Genomic DNA, 17376 nt, shown 5'->3' on the forward strand with positions numbered 1-17376 from the left:
CACTATGCTCACTTTGGTCCGCCGCGGGTGGCTCAGTTTAATCCGCCGAAGGTGGTATACTATGCCCGTTTTTTGCATTTGGGTTTTCGATACGTTCCTTCACGGTAATCGATCCGGCCTTCCCTATAAATGCTGTCCACGATGCGCTGTCGTTCCTTTTCCTCCAATAGGGGGTCGTACATCCCCGTGGAATCAATATGTCCCTCCCCATATAGGCTGGGCTTGAGGGTCTGCCGTTCTTCCTTGATAGCGTCCACGGCCTCTAGTTTGGAGTCATACTCCTCGGGAATTTCCTTCAGTTCCGGAACCTTGGGCTGCTTCAGCTCGGGTTCCTCGGTCTCCTTATTAAGGGAAATACCATAAAGAACCATAAAAACTATAATGGCCAATAAAAATCCGATGAACACAACTTTGTTTCTTTCTAGTTTCATGAGAGCAGTTTTTTACGGGTGTGGTTCGATTTTGCGTAGTGAGTTTTCAAAATATTGAGTGATCAAAAGTCCGTGCGGATTGTGTGGAAAGTTTCGGTCGATATGGATGAGCTCACCCGAAGTTTCCAAACGGTAACGATCGGTTGCCGTTCCCCGGTTCACCTCAAATAGGATCGTTGCCCGAAAACTATAAGGTTCGTAGTCCAGATTAAGTTCAATGTCAACTTGGATAATCTCTTGCCGTAGAGAGAACTGCAACAAACGGTTATAAACACCATCCATTTTTTTTTGGCGGTAAATGGCATCCACAGAGGCATCCCCCAGCCAAAGGGCTTTTTCCAACCGGGCCCGATAATTGATGCCGTCAATTCCATAAAAGAGCCTATGGAAGCGATCGATATGGGCAAGGGCCTCCACTTCCCTGTTTTCCCGTTGTTCCACAAGTTCAAGTGGAAGTATCGAACCATCGCTACGGATTATAAAAGCAGAGTTCAGCAGTTTTTCTTGATAGTGGTAAAGCAGTCCCAAGGATAAACCACTGCACAGCAAGCAGAGACTGACCACGGTCAAAACGATAAAGCGGTTCAACCGCAGAATGTCGGTGATATTCCTAAAATTGTTTTTCATAAGCGTTGATTATTAGGATTGAAGGCCTTTATGCACCTCCGCTGAATAGGCGGAAGGTGAACGAGGTGGCCCGTTTGTACAGTTTGAACTTCAACAATATGATAAAGCCGATTCCTGCCAGTTCGATCAAGGGAGCGAAGAGTTCGCTCCCATAGTCCGTTCCGAACAGGTTGGGCCAGAAATTGTCCATTACTTCTTGGTATAGCATATTGACAAAGACGTTGACCAAGAAAAAGGCCGGAACGATCATGTACACCGCTGCATAGAGCCGGAAGAAACGATAGCCCATCTCCCGGAACTTTTCAAAGACCGCCATACTGATGACCAGCGGAAAAAAGGCCTGCATCACTCCCAAAATAAAATAGCGCTCGGCCAAAAAGAGGGGATAGATGAACAGATCCAAGATCCAAAGCATCAGTGCCCCCGCCCAAGCCAAGGTGCGAAGACCCAAGAAAGGGGTCGCCAGCCATTCGTACAACAAGGCCATGGCCTTGCTCGCTGCATCCAAAAGGCCAGGTTCTTCCTCGATTTCCACTTCTTGGATGCCCAAGGGTAAAAGGGTTGGGGCCGTGTCGCGGTACTGGTTCTCTATGGCCACCAAGATGACATCAAAAGCCCCCAATACCTCCGAGGAGAAAAGAACCACCAACACCACCGCAAAATTTCGGATCAGATCCGTAGGGGTCAGCCCCCAAGTGAGTCCAGTATGGTTCGCTCCTCCCTCATAGTACTTTTTGATGATGTTGATCAAAAAGAACAGTACGGCCAAGGCTTTCATCCCCCCAATGGTATAGGTGGCAAAAGTGCTCTCCTTTATGGTCTGGAAGACCGCATCCACATATTCGAGTCCCATAATGCCCGTATTTAATCGTTTGGTTTCCTATCCTTGATCAGAAACTGCATTTTCCGGAAAGAAATGACCATGTCATACCGCCTTTTTTTAAGTTTGATGTCAACCAACATTTTACGGGATTCCTCGCGTTGGGCCTCGAGAATCTCCAGCCGTTCCGCATCGCTCATGTTCAAGAAATCGTTACTGAGCACCTGGCCCATAAAATCCAATTGGTCCAAGGAGTGTTCCATAATGCCATTAAAGTCATTGGATATGATTTCCACTTCATCACCATGGATATATGTGGAATTCAATACTTCCCTCAAGTCGTCACGAACCATCTCGAACAGTTGTTCATTGTTGCGGGTAATGTCGCGGACCGCTTGGTACTGCCTTACCGCATTGTTCACTTTTTCAATTTTTTCCCTGACGGCATTCAACTCTTCCACCATGTTCAACAGTTCCGCGGTCTGCTTGGCGGATTCGATCAGTTGTTTCCCCAAGCTTATGAAATTGGTGTTGTCATATACCGGCATCCCCTGGGCGGTAACACGACCGGGTAGGTACAAGATTAGGATCAGTGCCAAACCTAGTATAGGGGCTTTTTTCCTGCAGTTTTGTTCTCTCATTGCTTTCATGTCGTGCTGTTTTTTTGGTTCAAAAATTCTTTGATGGCTTCCTCCATATTGTTGGTCCTTTTATAAATCCGCATGATACGGTCGTTGGAAGGGCCATCGGTGAGATAGGCCGCGTAGGCCTCCGGGGGCACTTCCAAGCGGTAGATGTTGCTCTCCGAACCGATCTTGATAAAGATCTCAGTGTACTTGCGATTCCCTTTCAGGTCGTTTTTGATGGAGCGGAGCTGGTCAAGGTCATGGTCACTTAAATTGAGCCGTTGTCTCAATGTGTCGTAACCCTTTTCGTTCCGTAGACTGTAGATAACCTGGGTGTTTTCCAATATGGTGGCCGAAGTAGGGTTTTCAGGTAATTGGTTGATGGACTGTAGTACGATGCCAATGGCACCGTTCTGTTTCCGGATGGCCTGGTAATAGAATTCCACGCTCTCCAGTACATTGTCGAACTTAAGCTGCTTGGCAAACTCATCGAAGAGAATGATGCCCCGTTCCGAACGGTTCCGCCAAATGGTCCGTTGGATGGCGGATTTGATAAGTTTCAGCATCACGGAGAGGACTTCTCGATTTTCCCTGACCTCATCCAGTTCAAAGACGATAAGGCGTTTGTCCTCCAATCGGTGGGACTGGTCTTTCCCGATTTTGAATAGGAAGCTGTATAGACCATCACCCACGTATTCGGAAAGAATGTGAAGGAAATCCGTAAGGTTGAAGTAATTGGGGTCGATGTCCAGCCCCTGTAGCAGCGAATCCTGATTTTTCTTTATAAAGGTGTATAGATCTTCCAACGAATGACCGTTTTCGACCGCTCCGTAATATTGGCGCAGGATTTTCTTTAAAGCCACTTCTTGGGTCTTGGTCACTTTTTGGCCGGAACCGTATAACTCCAAAAGAAAAACCGTTAAATCCTCCAACCATTCGGGTGTGATATGGTGGATATCCGATATATAAAATGGATTGATGCCCAAATTTTTGCCCTGCTCGTATTTCAGGATGATATGTTGATTCGGATAGAGCTGGGCGAACTTGGCATAGCTTCCTCCTAAGTCAATGATCACTAGGCGGACCCCCTGTTCAAAATATTGTCTTAGGATGTTGTTGGCCAAAAAGGACTTACCCTCCCCGGTCGGGGCAAAAATGGCAAAGTTCCGAGCCTTGATACGTTTTTTTTCCTGATCCCATACATCCTTCATTACAGGGATGTTGTCCAAGCGGTCATTGAAGAGGATACCCTCCCTGTCGGAACGGTAGTTGGTCGTGTTTATCATTAGACATAAGACATGTTTCAGGTCCGTTACGTAAAGGTCACTGTCCGAAAAGTTAGAGGAGAATAAGGGGTAGCTGTTCAATAGGTAATGAATCCGAGCCTGTCCTTGGGGACGGTAGGGATGGATGTCCAGTTCCTTGAAACGGGCCGTTAGGTCTGATAGGGTGTGGCCCAACTCTTTTTCGCTCTTGGACCATAGGACCACATTCAATTGTGCCCGTACGATTCGGGAGGAATCGTCATTATTGATCTTGGCCAAAGTGCTCGTTACCTTGTCGAAGAGCACCTTGTTCTGTGACCCGAAATTGCTGCTTTTGGCCAGTTCCTCCAGTCGTTTCTCCAATAGCTTTCGCCATTTGTGCCGATCATCCAGATGAATGACCTGGTTGATGATATGGTCTCCCGGAAAGGTAAGCCCTAGCCCGTCGATATAGCCTTGGTGGAACAGGAAGCCGTCGGTCGTGTACTTTTCATTGGGCCTACTGGTCTGCACAGCATCCCCGAAACAAATCTCGTTGTTCACGGCCATGGCACCGAAAAAATGGTCGCCGATTTGCACCCGATCCTTTTTCAATTCGATATCGGTGTCAAACCCTTTGTTGAAACCATTGAAGTAGTCATCCGTGTATTGGATGAGCGCTGCTTGGTTGAATGGAATTAGGGATAGGTGGGGGCCATTGTTCAAAAAGTTCACGACTTCCCGCACCGAATTGCCGAACTGTTCGGTCTTTTCCCAGAGGGTCTCCGGCATTTTCTTTGGAATATGCGCAAAAGGATTGACCAACCTGGAACTGTTCACTGATTTATTCTTTGGCCAGACAAAGAAGAGAAGGGATGTATGGGACAAATGTTCCCGACCCTCAAAGTGTTTATGCGTTGCTTTGGCCAGAAAGGTACTTTTGGGCAATCTCCCTGTATCAAAGGCCGTTTTTTGGTAGATATCCTGTTTGTGGACCAATGTTCCGGCAGGGAGAGATTTGAGGGCCTGGAACCATAGCCCGTGGAGTTCCTCAAAATCCTGTTCGGAGAGGGAATGGATCTCAGGTAGTTCCAAACGGTATGCAAAGGCAAGGTTTCCATTGTTGGCCAAGACCTTGTTTTGGTCCACATCCACAATGGGATACGTGTCATTAAAGTTCATTATGCGGGTCATATGCGGTGATTTTTTTATTGGAGATCATTTTGGGAAATACCTTTCCAATTTTTAGGGATTGGGCCCCTTGCGCCAATTTGATGAGGATAATATAGAGTGCCCCGTTGGCCAAGGTCGATACCAGGAACAGTATCCAGTTGAAGGAGAAGATGGCCGCGATCAAGGATCCGATGATGGCCAGCATCTGTAAAGCAAAAAGGGGTACTGTCAAGCCAAAGATCAACGCCCGACTTCGGATAGTGCGATAGACATAATATTTCTTCATTGGGATTTCTTTTTAGTGCCTATACCACAATTCCTATCAAATAGGTGAAGATGCCAACGACTGCCCCTGCAATCAATACAAATACCAATACCCGGGTAATACCCTTTTTTAGATCCGCATTTTCCCCGAAGAAGTGGCCCGCATTGAACAGGAAGCCAATAAGGAAGATGACCCCAAGGATAATGGGGAAGATGGTCCGGATAGTGTCCGAAATGTCGTTTACGGAATCCTCGATACCACCGATCTGAGGATAGATGGGCATGGCAAATAAAAGGAATAATAGTGTCGTCCAGATTTTTGAAAGTGGTCGCATAACTTTGTCTTTAACTGCTCATTCCGAGCGGATTAGTATTTCAGTTATGGAATTTCCAGAGATGAGATCCATTCATTGGGAACCCTATAAATTTTAACAGTGCGAAGCGTTAAAATTTGGCAGATAGTGAACGATTGATGGGATTTGGTGAAAATTGTTCAATCAAAAAACCACAATCCATTAAAATGGCAGTTCCAATCAGATTTATTTTGTTGTTGTGCCTGTTGGTACGCTCCACATGTTTTGCGCAAGATGGACGGGTCCTTCCCGTTGTGGTCCTTGATCCGGGTCATGGAGGTAGGGATACAGGCGCAACCGGGGCCAATGGGGCATTGGAAAAGAACATTGGATTATTGGTTGCCCATGAAATTGTTCGCCTCAACAGGGAACTATATGACCATGCACTGGAGATATACCTTACCAGAAATACAGATACATTGGTTTCCTTGTACGATAGGGCCAGATTGGCTCGGGTACTCGATGCGGATGGCTTGGTTTCCTTGCATTGTAACCATGCAAACAGGCAGGAGGCCAAGGGTATCGAAGTATTTGTGCCCAAGGGTAAGAGCAAACACACTGGAAGGGCCAAGAGGATTGCAGAATTGTTCGCCAACAACTTGCAACAAGATTTAGGATATTGGAATAGGGGATTGAAAGGGGCCAATTTTCAAGTGCTTCGGGAAACCCGGGAACATTGTTGGTCCGTATTGATCGAATTGGGATTTCTTTCCAATCGAAAAGAGGCGGAGCATATAGTAAAAGAAGCTGCCACCACTTCCATTGCATTGGTCATTTTAGATACCCTTATAGCATATTTGAATGAGAGAAATTGTAAATGAAACAATTGTATTGATCAAATGGATACTTCGAGAAGTCCAACTCCACTTCAGATCTTGGTTCAAAAGGTGATTACATCAACAAAGACTTTGGAGTTTTACATGGGGCCTATGAGAGTATAATATTTTAGTGTTCTTTGGAAGAATGGTATTTTAGGAGCTACGATTTCGGATTTGTAATATGATGGCCAATAAAACCGCTTTGTGATTTTAAATGGACGAACTGAGAAGACATATTGAGGAGATTATGCCATTGACTGATTTGGAATTCAGCACGATCAATGGGTTTTTTATTTCAAAAAGTTACAAAAAGGGAGCCTATTTGATTCAGCAAGGAGATAGGGTGCCCTTTACTTTCTTTGTTGTTTCAGGGCTCTTAAAACTTATTTATAACGATGCCTCAGGTAAGGAACATATCCTGTCCTTTGCCATGGAGGATTGGTGGGAAACCGATTATTATGCATTTTACCATGAGGGTAGGGCGACCATGTCCCTAAAATGTCTCGAGGATACCCAAGTACTTTGTATAGGGTTGGAAGATTACCATAGATTATGTGCCGCGTTTCCACGTATGGAACACTTTTTTCTACAAAAGGCCACTTCAGGCCATATTGCATCGCAGCAACGAATACTGTCGCTATTGGGTTCCAGTGCCGAGGAGCGTTATTCCATGTTGCTCAAGCGATACCCATCCCTTATGCAACGAGTTTCCAAAAGCCAATTGGCAGCCTATCTCGGAGTGTCTCGGGAAACGTTGAGTCGGTTCTATTCCTAAATGTTTGCTGTCTTGTCCACATTATCAATTGTGATATAGGTCACAGGTAGGGCCTTTCCGCTGCCCGTAATTTTGTGTCAGTAATTGGCAAATAAAAGATGCAATGAAAAAATCATCGCAACGGCCCTTTTAATCAATTTGATAACTGCGATGTACTCGCAAAACAAAAACATGGAAAAAATGGAAAAACGTACAATCAATCCGTGGACCTGGCAAAAAGAAAGGAGTTACCATCAGGCAGTAGAGGTAAAGCATGCCAGTGGGACCTTATATGTGTCTGGCCAAACGGCCATCGACGATGAGGGAATATCGAGCGATGCCGATATGAAGACCCAATTGGAACTGGCCATCAAGAATTTGGAAAGGGTGGTCACCGAAGCAGGATATGACTGCAAGAACATCGTCCGTCTGAACATCTATACCACTTCGACCGAAGCGCTATGGCCCCACTTCAATATCCTTCAGGAATGGGTGGAAAAAAAGGGGATGCAACAGGCCCTGACCCTACTGGAAGTAGTGAGCCTTTTTGAGACCTTGACCGTTGAGCTCGAAGCGACCGTGGTAAAATAGTTTCCAATTGAACAGGTATAAGGGGAAGCCGTTTGGGCTTTCCCTTATTTTGTTAATGGGATTTGTTGAGGAGTAAGGTCCCAAGGGTGTTCAAATTTGATTCGATATGGTCGAAATGTCCTATGTAAGGAAGCCGCCAAGTTGACCATTATGTTCATCATAACCCTGCTCCTATAATCCCTTACTTCAGACCGACCTTCTTTTCGATGCCCAAACGTTTCATTTTGGCAAATAGGGTCTTGTCCTTTAGCTTTAAGATCTTTGCGGCTCCGTTCGGACCGCTGACCCTCCAATTGGTGTGATCGAGAACGTCGATGATATATTCCCGCTGGATGGCCTCAAAGGATCTGAATTCACTGGATGCGGCCAACATATCATTTTCAGGTATCCAGCCCCCCGGTTTTAATGTTGGACCGGTCTCCACGATCACCGCCCGCTCGATCATATTTTCAAGCTCCCTGATGTTTCCAGGGAAATTATAGTTCATTAATGCATCAATGCTGTCGTTGGATAGGCGCTTAAAATTTTTCCCGGCTTTGGCGGCCAGTTTTTCCAAAAAATATTGGGCCAAAATGGGAATATCCTCTTTTCGGGCCCGTAATGGAATATTATGGATCGGAAAAACATTTAAACGGTAGTAAAGATCTTCCCTAAACTTCCCTTCACGTATCATTTCCTTCAAATCCCTATTGGTCGCGGCAATGATGCGTACATCAACTTTTATGGTCTTGGTGCCGCCCAATTCATCATATTCCCCCTCTTGCAATACCCGTAGCAACTTGGGCTGAAGCTCTAAGGGCAATTCCCCAATTTCATCAAGGAAAATCGTACCGCCATCAGCAAGTGTGAATTTCCCTGCCTTATCCGTATGTGCCCCGGTGAAGGCACCTTTCTTATGTCCGAACAATTCACTCTCTATGAGGTCTTTTGGAAGTGTGGCACAATTGATCTTGATCAAGGGACGGTTTTTTCTTGAACTGTTGGCATGGACCGCACTGGCCAACAATTCCTTGCCAGTGCCGGATTCACCCGTTATCAATACGGTTGTTTCCGTAGGGGCCACTTGGTCGACCTGGATAAGCACGCTCTTATAGGACTCACTTTGACATATGATGTTGTTGAAATTGATCTTGTTGCTTATCTCTTCCTGCAGGTATTCATTCTCATGTTCAAGTCGCTCCTTTAGGGACTTGATTTCTTCCATTGCCTCATAAAGCTCAAGGTCGCGCATTTTTTTTGCTGTGATGTCCCGGACCACGGAACAACAATAGTCCTCCCCGTAATACTTTAATTGACTTGAGGTAATGTCCACAGGGAACATGGTGCCGTCCTTTCTTGATATCAACCATTCAAACCGATGCGACCCTTTGGTCCTTATCATGTCGAAATGTGCATTGTAGAAATCTTCGGTGACTGCGGTATCCAAATCGAACATCCCCATATGGTCCAGATCCTCCTTTTTGTACCCCAATTTATTGATTACGGATTGACTGTACAATAATAGATCACCTTGGTCATTGTAGACATAGATCAAGTCCTCCACATTGTCGATGACCGTTTTGTAAAGGTTCATGTCATTTTCCTTTTGCTTGATCTCGGTCAGGTCTTGGTAGACCCCTAAAATTTTATAAATTTTATCCCCTTTCAGGATAGGTTTGGCAATTGCCCGGATGTAGCGCGTGGGGGAATCCTTGGTTTCCAATAGCTCATCATAGGGCGTACCTTCCCTGATGACCTGGCCCAGTAAATGCTTTACCCTATCGGTATCCTTGAATTTATGGATGACCTTGGCAGGGGTCAGATCCTCTGGTTCTTTGACATTTAAAATATCCATGGCACAGGATGTGGCCAAAATGGAGCCGTCATGTAAATTCAGTTCCCATCCCCCGACATTGGCTATACTGTGGGTGTTGTCGATCAGGTTTTTGTAAAAACTGGACTCCGAAAATTCATTGGTCGTTCCACAAATGTAATTTTTTCCATTATATGAGAATTTCTGCACATGGACCTCCACTTCATAGAATTTACCCTTCTTGGTTTTATGTACGGCCCTGAATTGGACGGCACCCTTTGTCATGACTTCTTCCCAGTGGTTTTTCCAACTTTCAGGGGTGACCGTAACATTGATATCCGAAACCTTGAGGTTCATGCATTCCTTTTGACTATAGCCCACTCCCTCGCAAAACTTGGCATTTGCATATATAATCTGGCCGTCTTCCCTGACCCAGACCATTTCGTAGGGAAGCCGATCCATCAACCAACCTTTCAATTTTAATTCATCCGTAACATTGTTCATCGTTCAAGCATTTTTGATCTTGGTAAATGTAACCTTAAATTCTAAAATAATAGAATAATACTAAATGATAGAATGACTATTTTATTTGGTATAATCGTAAAATGCTGATATTCAAAACCATAAACATGTGGCACAGAAATGGCCTTAGCAATGGGGCAACGGTCACCCAAATCCATTCGATGGAATCGGGCCAAGGGGGTCGGGGCAAGAACAGATTTAAACTTAAAACCTTCAAAATTATGGGTATTACACCAAAAAATGGTCTAGATGGGCTATTGCGTCCTGAGGATAGCATCGTAGTGCTGATCGATCACCAACCCTTTCAATTCACAAACTTGAACAGCCATGAACCTACTATGGTCATCAATAATGTGGTCGGTCTTGCCAAAGCGGCAAAAGTGTTCAAAGTGCCAACGATACTTACCACGGTCATTGAGGAGCGCGGCGGATATATCATTAAGGGCCTACAGGATGTTTTTCCAAATCAAAAGCCAATTAATCGAACTTTTATCAATACTTGGGAAGATCCCAAGGTTACGGATATCGTGAAAGAAAGTGGCCGAAAACAGTTGATTATAGCAGGCCTGTGGACGGAGATTTGTGTGGCCATGCCCGCTATACAAGCAGTAGGGGAGGATTATGATGTTTTTGTGGTTACGGATGCCAGTGGTTCCACATCGGCGGAAGCACACGACATGGCGGTACGCCGTATGACCCAAGTTGGTATCGTGCCCATCAATTGGATAGCTGTTGTTTCAGAATGGCAACGTGACTGGGCCCGTACCGAAACGGCCACAAAACTCTCCGACGTACTCTTTGATCATGGAGGTGCAAGTGGGGTTGCCTTGGCATGGGAACTGCAACTTTTGGCGACTCCGGTACCAACGGAATAACAAACAACTTTTAAATACCAACCGGTCCCATTCAATTTAAGGACCGGTTGTTCATTGCCAAAATGACCATTCTTATGGAAAATACCATACTCGCCTCCATCATGGAGGAAAATTTAAAAAGGGTTTGGAGTGAACGGGACAGTGTCACTCGATTGAAGGCCATCGATGATCTCTATGCCTCCAATAGTGCACTCTTTCATGTAGGGCATCAGACCTATGGACACCAAGGCATCAATGATAGTGTTACCGAAGTTTTAAAGCAGATGCCGGATGGTTTTGTCTTTCGGCTGCTAAAACCCGTGGTGATCAACAATGATATCGGAAGATTGGTCTGGGGAGTCGGTCCTGAAGGAAAGGCCCCCGTGGAAACAGGAATGGACATCGCTGTGTTTCAAAACGGGAAAATACAGGCACTTTATGTGTTTTTGGATTAAAAAAAAGAGAAATGAAAAAAAGAACCAGTTTTTCCACCCAAGGCCATAGGGCCGATATCGGTGACTTGACCATCAATCGGATATTGCCGAACCGGTACGCGGATGCCGTCGGTCCATTTGTATTTTTGGACCACATCGTGCCCAAACATCAACCTGCTGTCATGGATAGTGGAACAGGGGCGCATCCCCATCGCGGGATAGCGACCCTTAGTTACATCATAGAAGGGGAAGACGAACATTTCGACAGTGCGGGAAATTATGCCAAAGTACATTCCGGGGGGGTACAATGGATGAAGGCAGGTCATGGCATTGTCCATGACGAGACCTTGAATGTGGATTCGCATACCGAGACCAATCGTACCCATGCTTTTCAATTTTGGATCAATCTTCCATCGAAGAACAAGGCTGAAAGTCCAGCGTATTTGGCCATCCCTGGAAATGAGGTTCCCTCAAAGGGATTGCCCAATAATGGTGGTTGGATCAAGGTGATCGTGGGTGACTATGAGAATCTCCGCTCCGCCATACCCAATTATTCCATTCAATTCTTGTATCACATCAATTTGGAGCCCGACAAGGATTTTACGATTTCCATGAAGGAAAATATAGAGGTGGCCGCTTTTTTGCCCACCAAGAACGCCATGCTCAACGGTGCCGGCTTCAAAGCTGGGGAATTTGTGGAATTTGACCGGGACGCTGGTGAAATTACGATTGGGAACAAACTTCAGGGAGCGATAGATGTCATTTTATTTGGGGGAGAACCCTACACGGAACCCATTGTGGCAGAGGGTCCTTTTGTGATGAACAGTCGATCCGAGATTGCCGAAGCGTACCGGGATTTTTATTCCGGTAAGTACGGTAAAATAAATTATCAAAAACTAGCTTAATGAAAAATCAACAAATCATGAAAAAACTAATCGTCCTTGTGACAGCAATTGTCTGTAGTTTACATAGTAGCAGTGCACAGTCCAATGCACAATCAATCGGTGCCGATATGATCGTGTTCAATGCGAAAATCGCCACTGGAAGCCTAACCAAGCCCGAAGCTTCTGCACTGGCCGTAAAAAGGGGTAAAATATATGCCGTAGGGACCGATGACGAGATCATGGGGCTAAAAGGCAAAAGCACCAATATCATCGATGCCGGTGGCAAACGTTTGATACCAGGTATCAATGATGCCCATACCCATATATTGAACGAACGGAGCTTCAACTATAATGTAAGATGGGAAGGTGTGCCAACATTAAAGCGAGCATTGGAAATGTTGGAAGAGCAAGCCAAACGGACCCCCGAGGGCCAATGGGTGAAAGTGATCGGTGGTTGGTCTCCCTACCAGTTTGAGGAAAATCGATTGCCAACCATTGAAGAAATCAAAAAAGCGGTCCCGAACAGGCCCGCGATAGTGCAGTATGCGTACAATCGTGCATTTTTAAATGAAAAGGCGATGAAAGCTTTTGGTGTGGGCACCGATCGGTTTCCGGCCTTGCCAGGCACCGTTTTCGAAAAAGACAAAAAGGGGAATTATACAGGCGTTGTGGAAGGATATACATTTACCTTTATCTCATTGGAATCCATGGTGCCACAGCCTTCGAATGAGGAGCAACTCAGTTCCATTACCAATGCTATCCATCAAATGAACAGTTTTGGTGTTACTTCGGCGGTTGACGGGGCCTCCTTGATCGGTTTTCCCCAGGGTCATACCCAAATACAACAACTGGCCAAGGAAAATCGTCTGAACGTGAGGATGCCGTTCATCGACCTTCAATTTGGGGATCCCACAAGTGCCAGTTTGGTGGATGCGGAAATTAAGGCAGTAACAAGGAAATCACCCATTAGCGCTGGGGAAAACTTGCATCCGACCATGGCGCATGGTCATGAATATGAGGGAGCGGGGGAATTGCTCAGGGAGGCATTACATGACCATGAAAACTTTGACAGACCTGAAGTGATCATTGATGGGGAAGTCATGCGCCGTTATATCAAAGAGGATATTTCAAAACTGGTGGAGAAAGGGATTCCGTTTCGAATGCACATCAGTTACAACGAGAATATCACTCCTTTTCTGGACGCCTTGGAAGCCATCGACCAAAAGACACCATTTGACGGTTTACGTTGGAGCATTGAACATGCCGAAACGATTGACCTCGATAATGTTGCCAGGGTAAAAAAACTGGGTGGTGGCATTGCATTGGACATGAAAATGGCCATGCATGGCGATAGTTTTATAAAGACCCACGGCCTTGAGAAGGCATCACGGACCCCAAGGTTAAGACAATTGTACGATAGCGGTGTCCCGCTGACCATGTCGACTGATGCATTCAGGGTCTCATCCTATAATCCATGGATCGGTATTAGTTGGATGACTACGGGAAAAACAGTTTCCGGAACTGAAATATTGGCAAAAGATAATCGACTGACAAGGACAGAGGCCTTGAAATTGCTTACGGTCGGGCCTACTTGGTTTGAGGACCAAGAGGGCGAAATGGGGAAAATAATTCCAGGTCATCTTGCTGATTTTGTATTGCTCAATAAGGATTACTTCACCGTTCCGGATGAAGAAATAAAAACCATTTCCTCCGTGTTGACCGTGGTCGATGGAAGGGTGGTCTTTGGTGCGGAAGCCTATAAGGAACTGTCTCCAAAATTACCCGAAACACTTCCAAAGTGGTCACCTGTCAATTATTATGGGGGCTATTATAATATGAAGAACCAATAGGGGCAATACAGGCGTTCTAAATGCTCGGGCAGTCCTTAATAAACAGAAAAGAAGAAATGACAAATAAAGACCTCGTTCTAAAGGCAATGAATGAATTGTTCCATGAGAAGGACAGTTCGGCTATTGAACGTTATTGGCACGAAGCCTATGTTCAGCACAATCCTTCCATGACCAGTGGTCATAAAGGACTAAGGGAGCTTTTGCCCATGCTGGATCCAGAATTCAGGTGGGAGCCAGGAATCATTGTGGAGGAAAACAACATAGTCATTACACACAGTCAGGTACATGGCTGGGGGCCGGTGCCGGTTGTCGTAGTGGACATTTTTCGGATCGAAGACGGAAAGATTGCCGAACACTGGGATGTGGTACAGGAAGAAATACCTGCCGCGGAGTCTGCCAACGGAAATGCAATGACTTCCTTTAATATGTCAGGGAATGGGAAATAAGCTGACAGGCAAAAGATTCCAGATGGATGTTGGTGTCCTCAAGACGGAACTTGACTTCGAGTCGGACAACACTATGACCTTTAAGGTTTTGGAAGGTGGTGCCCTGCAGACAAAAGGATATTCGGAAAGGGTGGAGACCACCATAGCAGAAATTCGCCCGCAAGTGTACATGGTGGCATGGAAAGAGGTTTCCGGAGCTACGGTAACCCATGTCGAGGATCATGAGAACGAGATCGTATATAGCAATGCGACCTTGCCCGACGGCAGTTTTTATACGATGACGGGTACCATACGTCCAATATCAGATCATAACCAATAAAGAACATATGGAAATAGGAATAGATAGTTTTGCCTCGGCCATGTACGGTAGTAACCTTACCGGTGCCGAGGCCATGGAACAATTGCTGGAACGTATTGAAATCGCCGACGAGGCCGGGCTTCACTTTTTTGGCATCGGGGAACATCACAAAAAGGAATTTTTGGATTCTGCGCCCGATGTGATCTTGGCCGCCGCAGCTGCCAGGACCAAACAGATTCGTTTGGGAAGTGCGGTCAAGGTATTGAGTACTTCCGATCCGGTCCGTGTCTATCAAAGTTTTGCGACCCTGGACCTTATCTCAAAAGGAAGGACGGAAATTGTGGTAGGACGTGGATCGGCCATAGAATCCTATCCGCTTTTTGGATTTGACCTCAAGGACTATGATGCCCTTTTCGCGGAGAAACTGGAGCTACTTCTTCAAGTACGGGATTCGGAGTTCATTACGTGGGCAGGAAAGTTTCGCCCGGCAATCCATCATCAACCGGTTTATCCAAGGGCGCTTCAGGAAAAACTGCCGGTTTGGTTGGGGGTTGGTGGGACACCGGAATCCTTTGTTCGTGCAGGATCCTTGGGACTGCCCCTTATGGTAGCCGTAATTGGTGGTCAAACGGAACGCTTCCGTCCCTTGGTGGATCTTTACCGGGACGCTGGTGCCAAAGCAGGTTTTTCGCCCGAAGAGCTAAAGGTCGGGTTGCATTCACCGGGCTATGTCAGTGAAACAAATGAACGGGCCATTGCGGAGTACTATCCCGGTTATGCGGAACAATGGACGAAACTGGGCAAAGAAAGAGGGTGGCCACCGGTAACGCGGGCACATTTCGATGCCATGGTCGCACCAAGTGGGGTGTTGGTTGTGGGTGGTCCGGAGCAGGTTGCGGAAAAATTGGTCCGGCACAGCAAAGCACTCGGGGGTGTGGATCGATTCACCTTTCAAATGGACAATGCTGGGCTCTCGCACCAACAGTTAATGCAATCCATTCAATGGATTGGAAAGCGTGTGATTCCTCTTGTGAACCCATAACTTATTCCTGCCCGTGCAGCCAACAGTTGGAACGTTGCATGTTGTTCTTTTAGATTGGCTTGCATCATTCCAAGCATGGGGATGAACCGGAATGGATATGGTCTTCAATACCATTCCATCATAAGTTTTATCCCATTTTAACCCAAAAAATACTAGCTTCCCATGAGGACTACCTTAGTTTTGATTTTAATTTCCTGTCCCATTCTTTTATGTGGACAGCAATTTCCCGATTTTAAACAGGCTCGTTATGATGAGGATTATGCGTTCCTTGAGAAGGATACAATACACAATTGGTACAAGAGTCTAAAGTATAAGAAACTGGGAAAAAAGGCATACGTTGGTTTTGGAGGTGACTTTAGGGGGCAATACCTGATCAAAACCAATGAAGGATGGAGTTCCGAACTGGAGGACGATGATGGTTTCACATTGACAAGATGGTTGCTTCATGCGGATTTACATCTCTCGGAGAACGTGCGGTTTTTTGCTGAATTGCAAAGCGCTATGGCCAATGGAAAGGATATGCCCATTCCCATTGAGGAGAATCCCCTTGAGATCCATCAGTTTTTTGTGGATGTAACACCATTTCCCAAAATCCCCATTTCCCTTAGACTTGGTAGACAGGAAGTGGCCTATGGTTCCCAACGATTGATCTCGTTTAGGGACGCCCCAAACAGTCGCCGTGCATTTGATGGTGTCAAAATGATGTTTGCAACCGATAGGATCGAGACCGATATCTTCTATTTGCATGCCGTCGTGGATAAGGTGGGGATATTTGACGATTCCTCATCACCCGACTTAAGGGTATGGGGGTTGTTTTCCAGTGCACCTTTGACAAAGGGCGAGCTGAGTTTCTATTATTTTGGGTTCAATAATGCCACGGCCATTTTCTATGATGGTCCGGGGATGGAGCATCGGCATACTGTCGGTGCCCGAGTCCTCAAAAAGGTCGGGTTTTGGCAATTTGATGTGGAAGGGGCATATCAATTCGGTTCCATTGGTGATCGGGACATTGAGGCATGGAGCACGGGCTTGGCTGTTTCCTATCGGTTTGCAGGTTTAAAATACGCGCCGGAACTTGGTCTCAAAGCAGATTTTATCAGTGGCGATAAAGATCCAAGCGATCAAGTCCAGCAAACATTGAATGCGATGTTTCCTCCAGGGGCCTACTTTGGCTTGGCTGCTCCAATCGCACCGAGCAACCTTGTCGATGTCCATCCCAACGCTACATTTCACCTGAGCGATACCATGTCCTTTTTCTGTGATTATGCATTGCTGTGGAGGAATAGTAGGACAGATGGTCTTTATCGACCCAATATGACACCGTTTTTTGAATTGGATAATGGTGCGACTTCCAAGTATATAGGGAGTCAGCTCTCGGGCACATTGATGTATCAGGCCCATGGACATATTTCCCTTGGAACCGGTTTTAGCTGGTTTGATGCAGGCCAATATCTCAAGGAAGTGACCGAAGGAAAGGACATCCTGTTCGGATTTGTCAGTGCACAGTTCAAGTTCTAGGGTTGTCCATTGATGCGGTATTTCAATATGCTTTG

19 protein-coding genes are annotated in these 17376 nt (G+C 45.9%); 11 read left to right on the top strand and 8 right to left on the bottom strand.

Going from position 1 to position 17376, the window contains the following annotated elements:
- Positions 1-59: 59 nt before the first annotated feature.
- The 7 genes from DB398_RS04580 to DB398_RS04610 are packed head-to-tail and all read right to left on the bottom strand — an operon-like array spanning position 60 to position 5469.
- Complete coding sequence (locus DB398_RS04580; protein ID WP_108423241.1) at positions 60-431, bottom strand: hypothetical protein; 372 nt, start codon at positions 429-431, stop codon at positions 60-62.
- A 12-nt stretch (positions 432-443) separates the two neighbouring features.
- A complete protein-coding gene (locus tag DB398_RS04585; protein ID WP_108423242.1) occupies positions 444-1058 on the bottom strand; it encodes a conjugal transfer protein TraK in 615 nt (204 codons plus the stop codon).
- A 28-nt stretch (positions 1059-1086) separates the two neighbouring features.
- Positions 1087-1911 (bottom strand): hypothetical protein, encoded by an 825-nt coding sequence (locus DB398_RS04590; protein ID WP_108423243.1) that lies wholly within the window; start codon positions 1909-1911, stop codon positions 1087-1089.
- An 11-nt stretch (positions 1912-1922) separates the two neighbouring features.
- Positions 1923-2528, bottom strand: a complete 606-nt coding sequence (locus DB398_RS04595) for a coiled-coil domain-containing protein (RefSeq protein ID WP_234416060.1) — start codon at positions 2526-2528, stop codon at positions 1923-1925.
- Positions 2525-4942: a TraG family conjugative transposon ATPase gene (locus DB398_RS04600; protein WP_108423244.1), complete on the bottom strand. Its 2418-nt coding sequence runs from the start codon at positions 4940-4942 to the stop codon at positions 2525-2527. Before DB398_RS04600 ends, DB398_RS04595 begins: the two co-directional genes overlap by 4 nt.
- Positions 4920-5207 (bottom strand): hypothetical protein, encoded by a 288-nt coding sequence (locus DB398_RS04605; protein ID WP_108423245.1) that lies wholly within the window; start codon positions 5205-5207, stop codon positions 4920-4922. The genes DB398_RS04600 and DB398_RS04605 overlap by 23 nt, the downstream gene beginning before the upstream one ends.
- 19 nt (positions 5208-5226) lie before the next feature.
- On the bottom strand, positions 5227-5469 hold the full coding sequence (locus DB398_RS04610) for a hypothetical protein (RefSeq protein WP_108423246.1): 243 nt from the start codon (positions 5467-5469) through the stop codon (positions 5227-5229).
- Between the two features lie 236 nt (positions 5470-5705).
- Here DB398_RS04610 and DB398_RS04615 point away from each other — a divergent pair, with 236 nt between their 5' ends.
- The 3 genes from DB398_RS04615 (at position 5706) to DB398_RS04625 (ending at position 7701) form a co-directional block, all read left to right on the top strand.
- Entirely contained in the window at positions 5706-6359 is a 654-nt protein-coding gene (locus DB398_RS04615) for an N-acetylmuramoyl-L-alanine amidase family protein (RefSeq protein ID WP_159076311.1), read from the top strand.
- A 244-nt stretch (positions 6360-6603) separates the two neighbouring features.
- Positions 6604-7131: a Crp/Fnr family transcriptional regulator gene (locus tag DB398_RS04620; RefSeq protein WP_234416063.1), complete on the top strand. Its 528-nt coding sequence runs from the start codon at positions 6604-6606 to the stop codon at positions 7129-7131.
- 180 nt (positions 7132-7311) lie between these two features.
- Positions 7312-7701 carry a RidA family protein gene (locus DB398_RS04625; RefSeq protein ID WP_108423569.1) on the top strand — a complete coding sequence of 130 codons (390 nt, stop codon included), beginning with the start codon at positions 7312-7314 and terminating at the stop codon, positions 7699-7701.
- 181 nt (positions 7702-7882) lie between these two features.
- On the opposite strand, the gene DB398_RS04630 is transcribed toward DB398_RS04625, so the two are convergent.
- On the bottom strand, positions 7883-9997 hold the full coding sequence (locus DB398_RS04630) for a sigma 54-interacting transcriptional regulator (protein ID WP_108423249.1): 2115 nt from the start codon (positions 9995-9997) through the stop codon (positions 7883-7885).
- Between the two features lie 125 nt (positions 9998-10122).
- On the opposite strand from DB398_RS04630, the gene DB398_RS04635 reads away from it, so the two are divergent.
- The 8 genes from DB398_RS04635 (at position 10123) to DB398_RS04670 (ending at position 17341) form a co-directional block, all read left to right on the top strand.
- Complete coding sequence (locus tag DB398_RS04635) at positions 10123-10890, top strand: hydrolase (protein ID WP_234416064.1); 768 nt, start codon at positions 10123-10125, stop codon at positions 10888-10890.
- Between the two features lie 74 nt (positions 10891-10964).
- On the top strand, positions 10965-11324 hold the full coding sequence (locus tag DB398_RS04640; RefSeq protein WP_159076312.1) for a nuclear transport factor 2 family protein: 360 nt from the start codon (positions 10965-10967) through the stop codon (positions 11322-11324).
- Between the two features lie 11 nt (positions 11325-11335).
- Positions 11336-12208, top strand: a complete 873-nt coding sequence (locus DB398_RS04645; protein ID WP_108423251.1) for a pirin family protein — start codon at positions 11336-11338, stop codon at positions 12206-12208.
- Positions 12209-12225: 17 nt separating this feature from the next.
- Positions 12226-14037, top strand: coding sequence for an amidohydrolase (locus tag DB398_RS04650; RefSeq protein WP_108423571.1), 1812 nt, complete (start codon positions 12226-12228; stop codon positions 14035-14037).
- A gap of 56 nt (positions 14038-14093) precedes the next feature.
- Positions 14094-14483: a nuclear transport factor 2 family protein gene (locus DB398_RS04655; RefSeq protein ID WP_108423572.1), complete on the top strand. Its 390-nt coding sequence runs from the start codon at positions 14094-14096 to the stop codon at positions 14481-14483.
- The gene (locus DB398_RS04660; RefSeq protein ID WP_108423252.1) at positions 14473-14802 is read left to right on the top strand and encodes a MoaF-related domain-containing protein; all 330 of its coding nucleotides are present in this window, start codon (positions 14473-14475) and stop codon (positions 14800-14802) included. Before DB398_RS04655 ends, DB398_RS04660 begins: the two co-directional genes overlap by 11 nt.
- A gap of 7 nt (positions 14803-14809) precedes the next feature.
- Complete coding sequence (locus DB398_RS04665) at positions 14810-15823, top strand: LLM class flavin-dependent oxidoreductase (RefSeq protein WP_108423253.1); 1014 nt, start codon at positions 14810-14812, stop codon at positions 15821-15823.
- A gap of 162 nt (positions 15824-15985) precedes the next feature.
- Positions 15986-17341, top strand: a complete 1356-nt coding sequence (locus DB398_RS04670; RefSeq protein WP_108423254.1) for an alginate export family protein — start codon at positions 15986-15988, stop codon at positions 17339-17341.
- Positions 17342-17376 lie beyond the last annotated feature (35 nt).

It is taken from the genome of Flagellimonas amoyensis, from assembly GCF_003058265.1.
Lineage (GTDB): Bacteria > Bacteroidota > Bacteroidia > Flavobacteriales > Flavobacteriaceae > Flagellimonas > Flagellimonas amoyensis.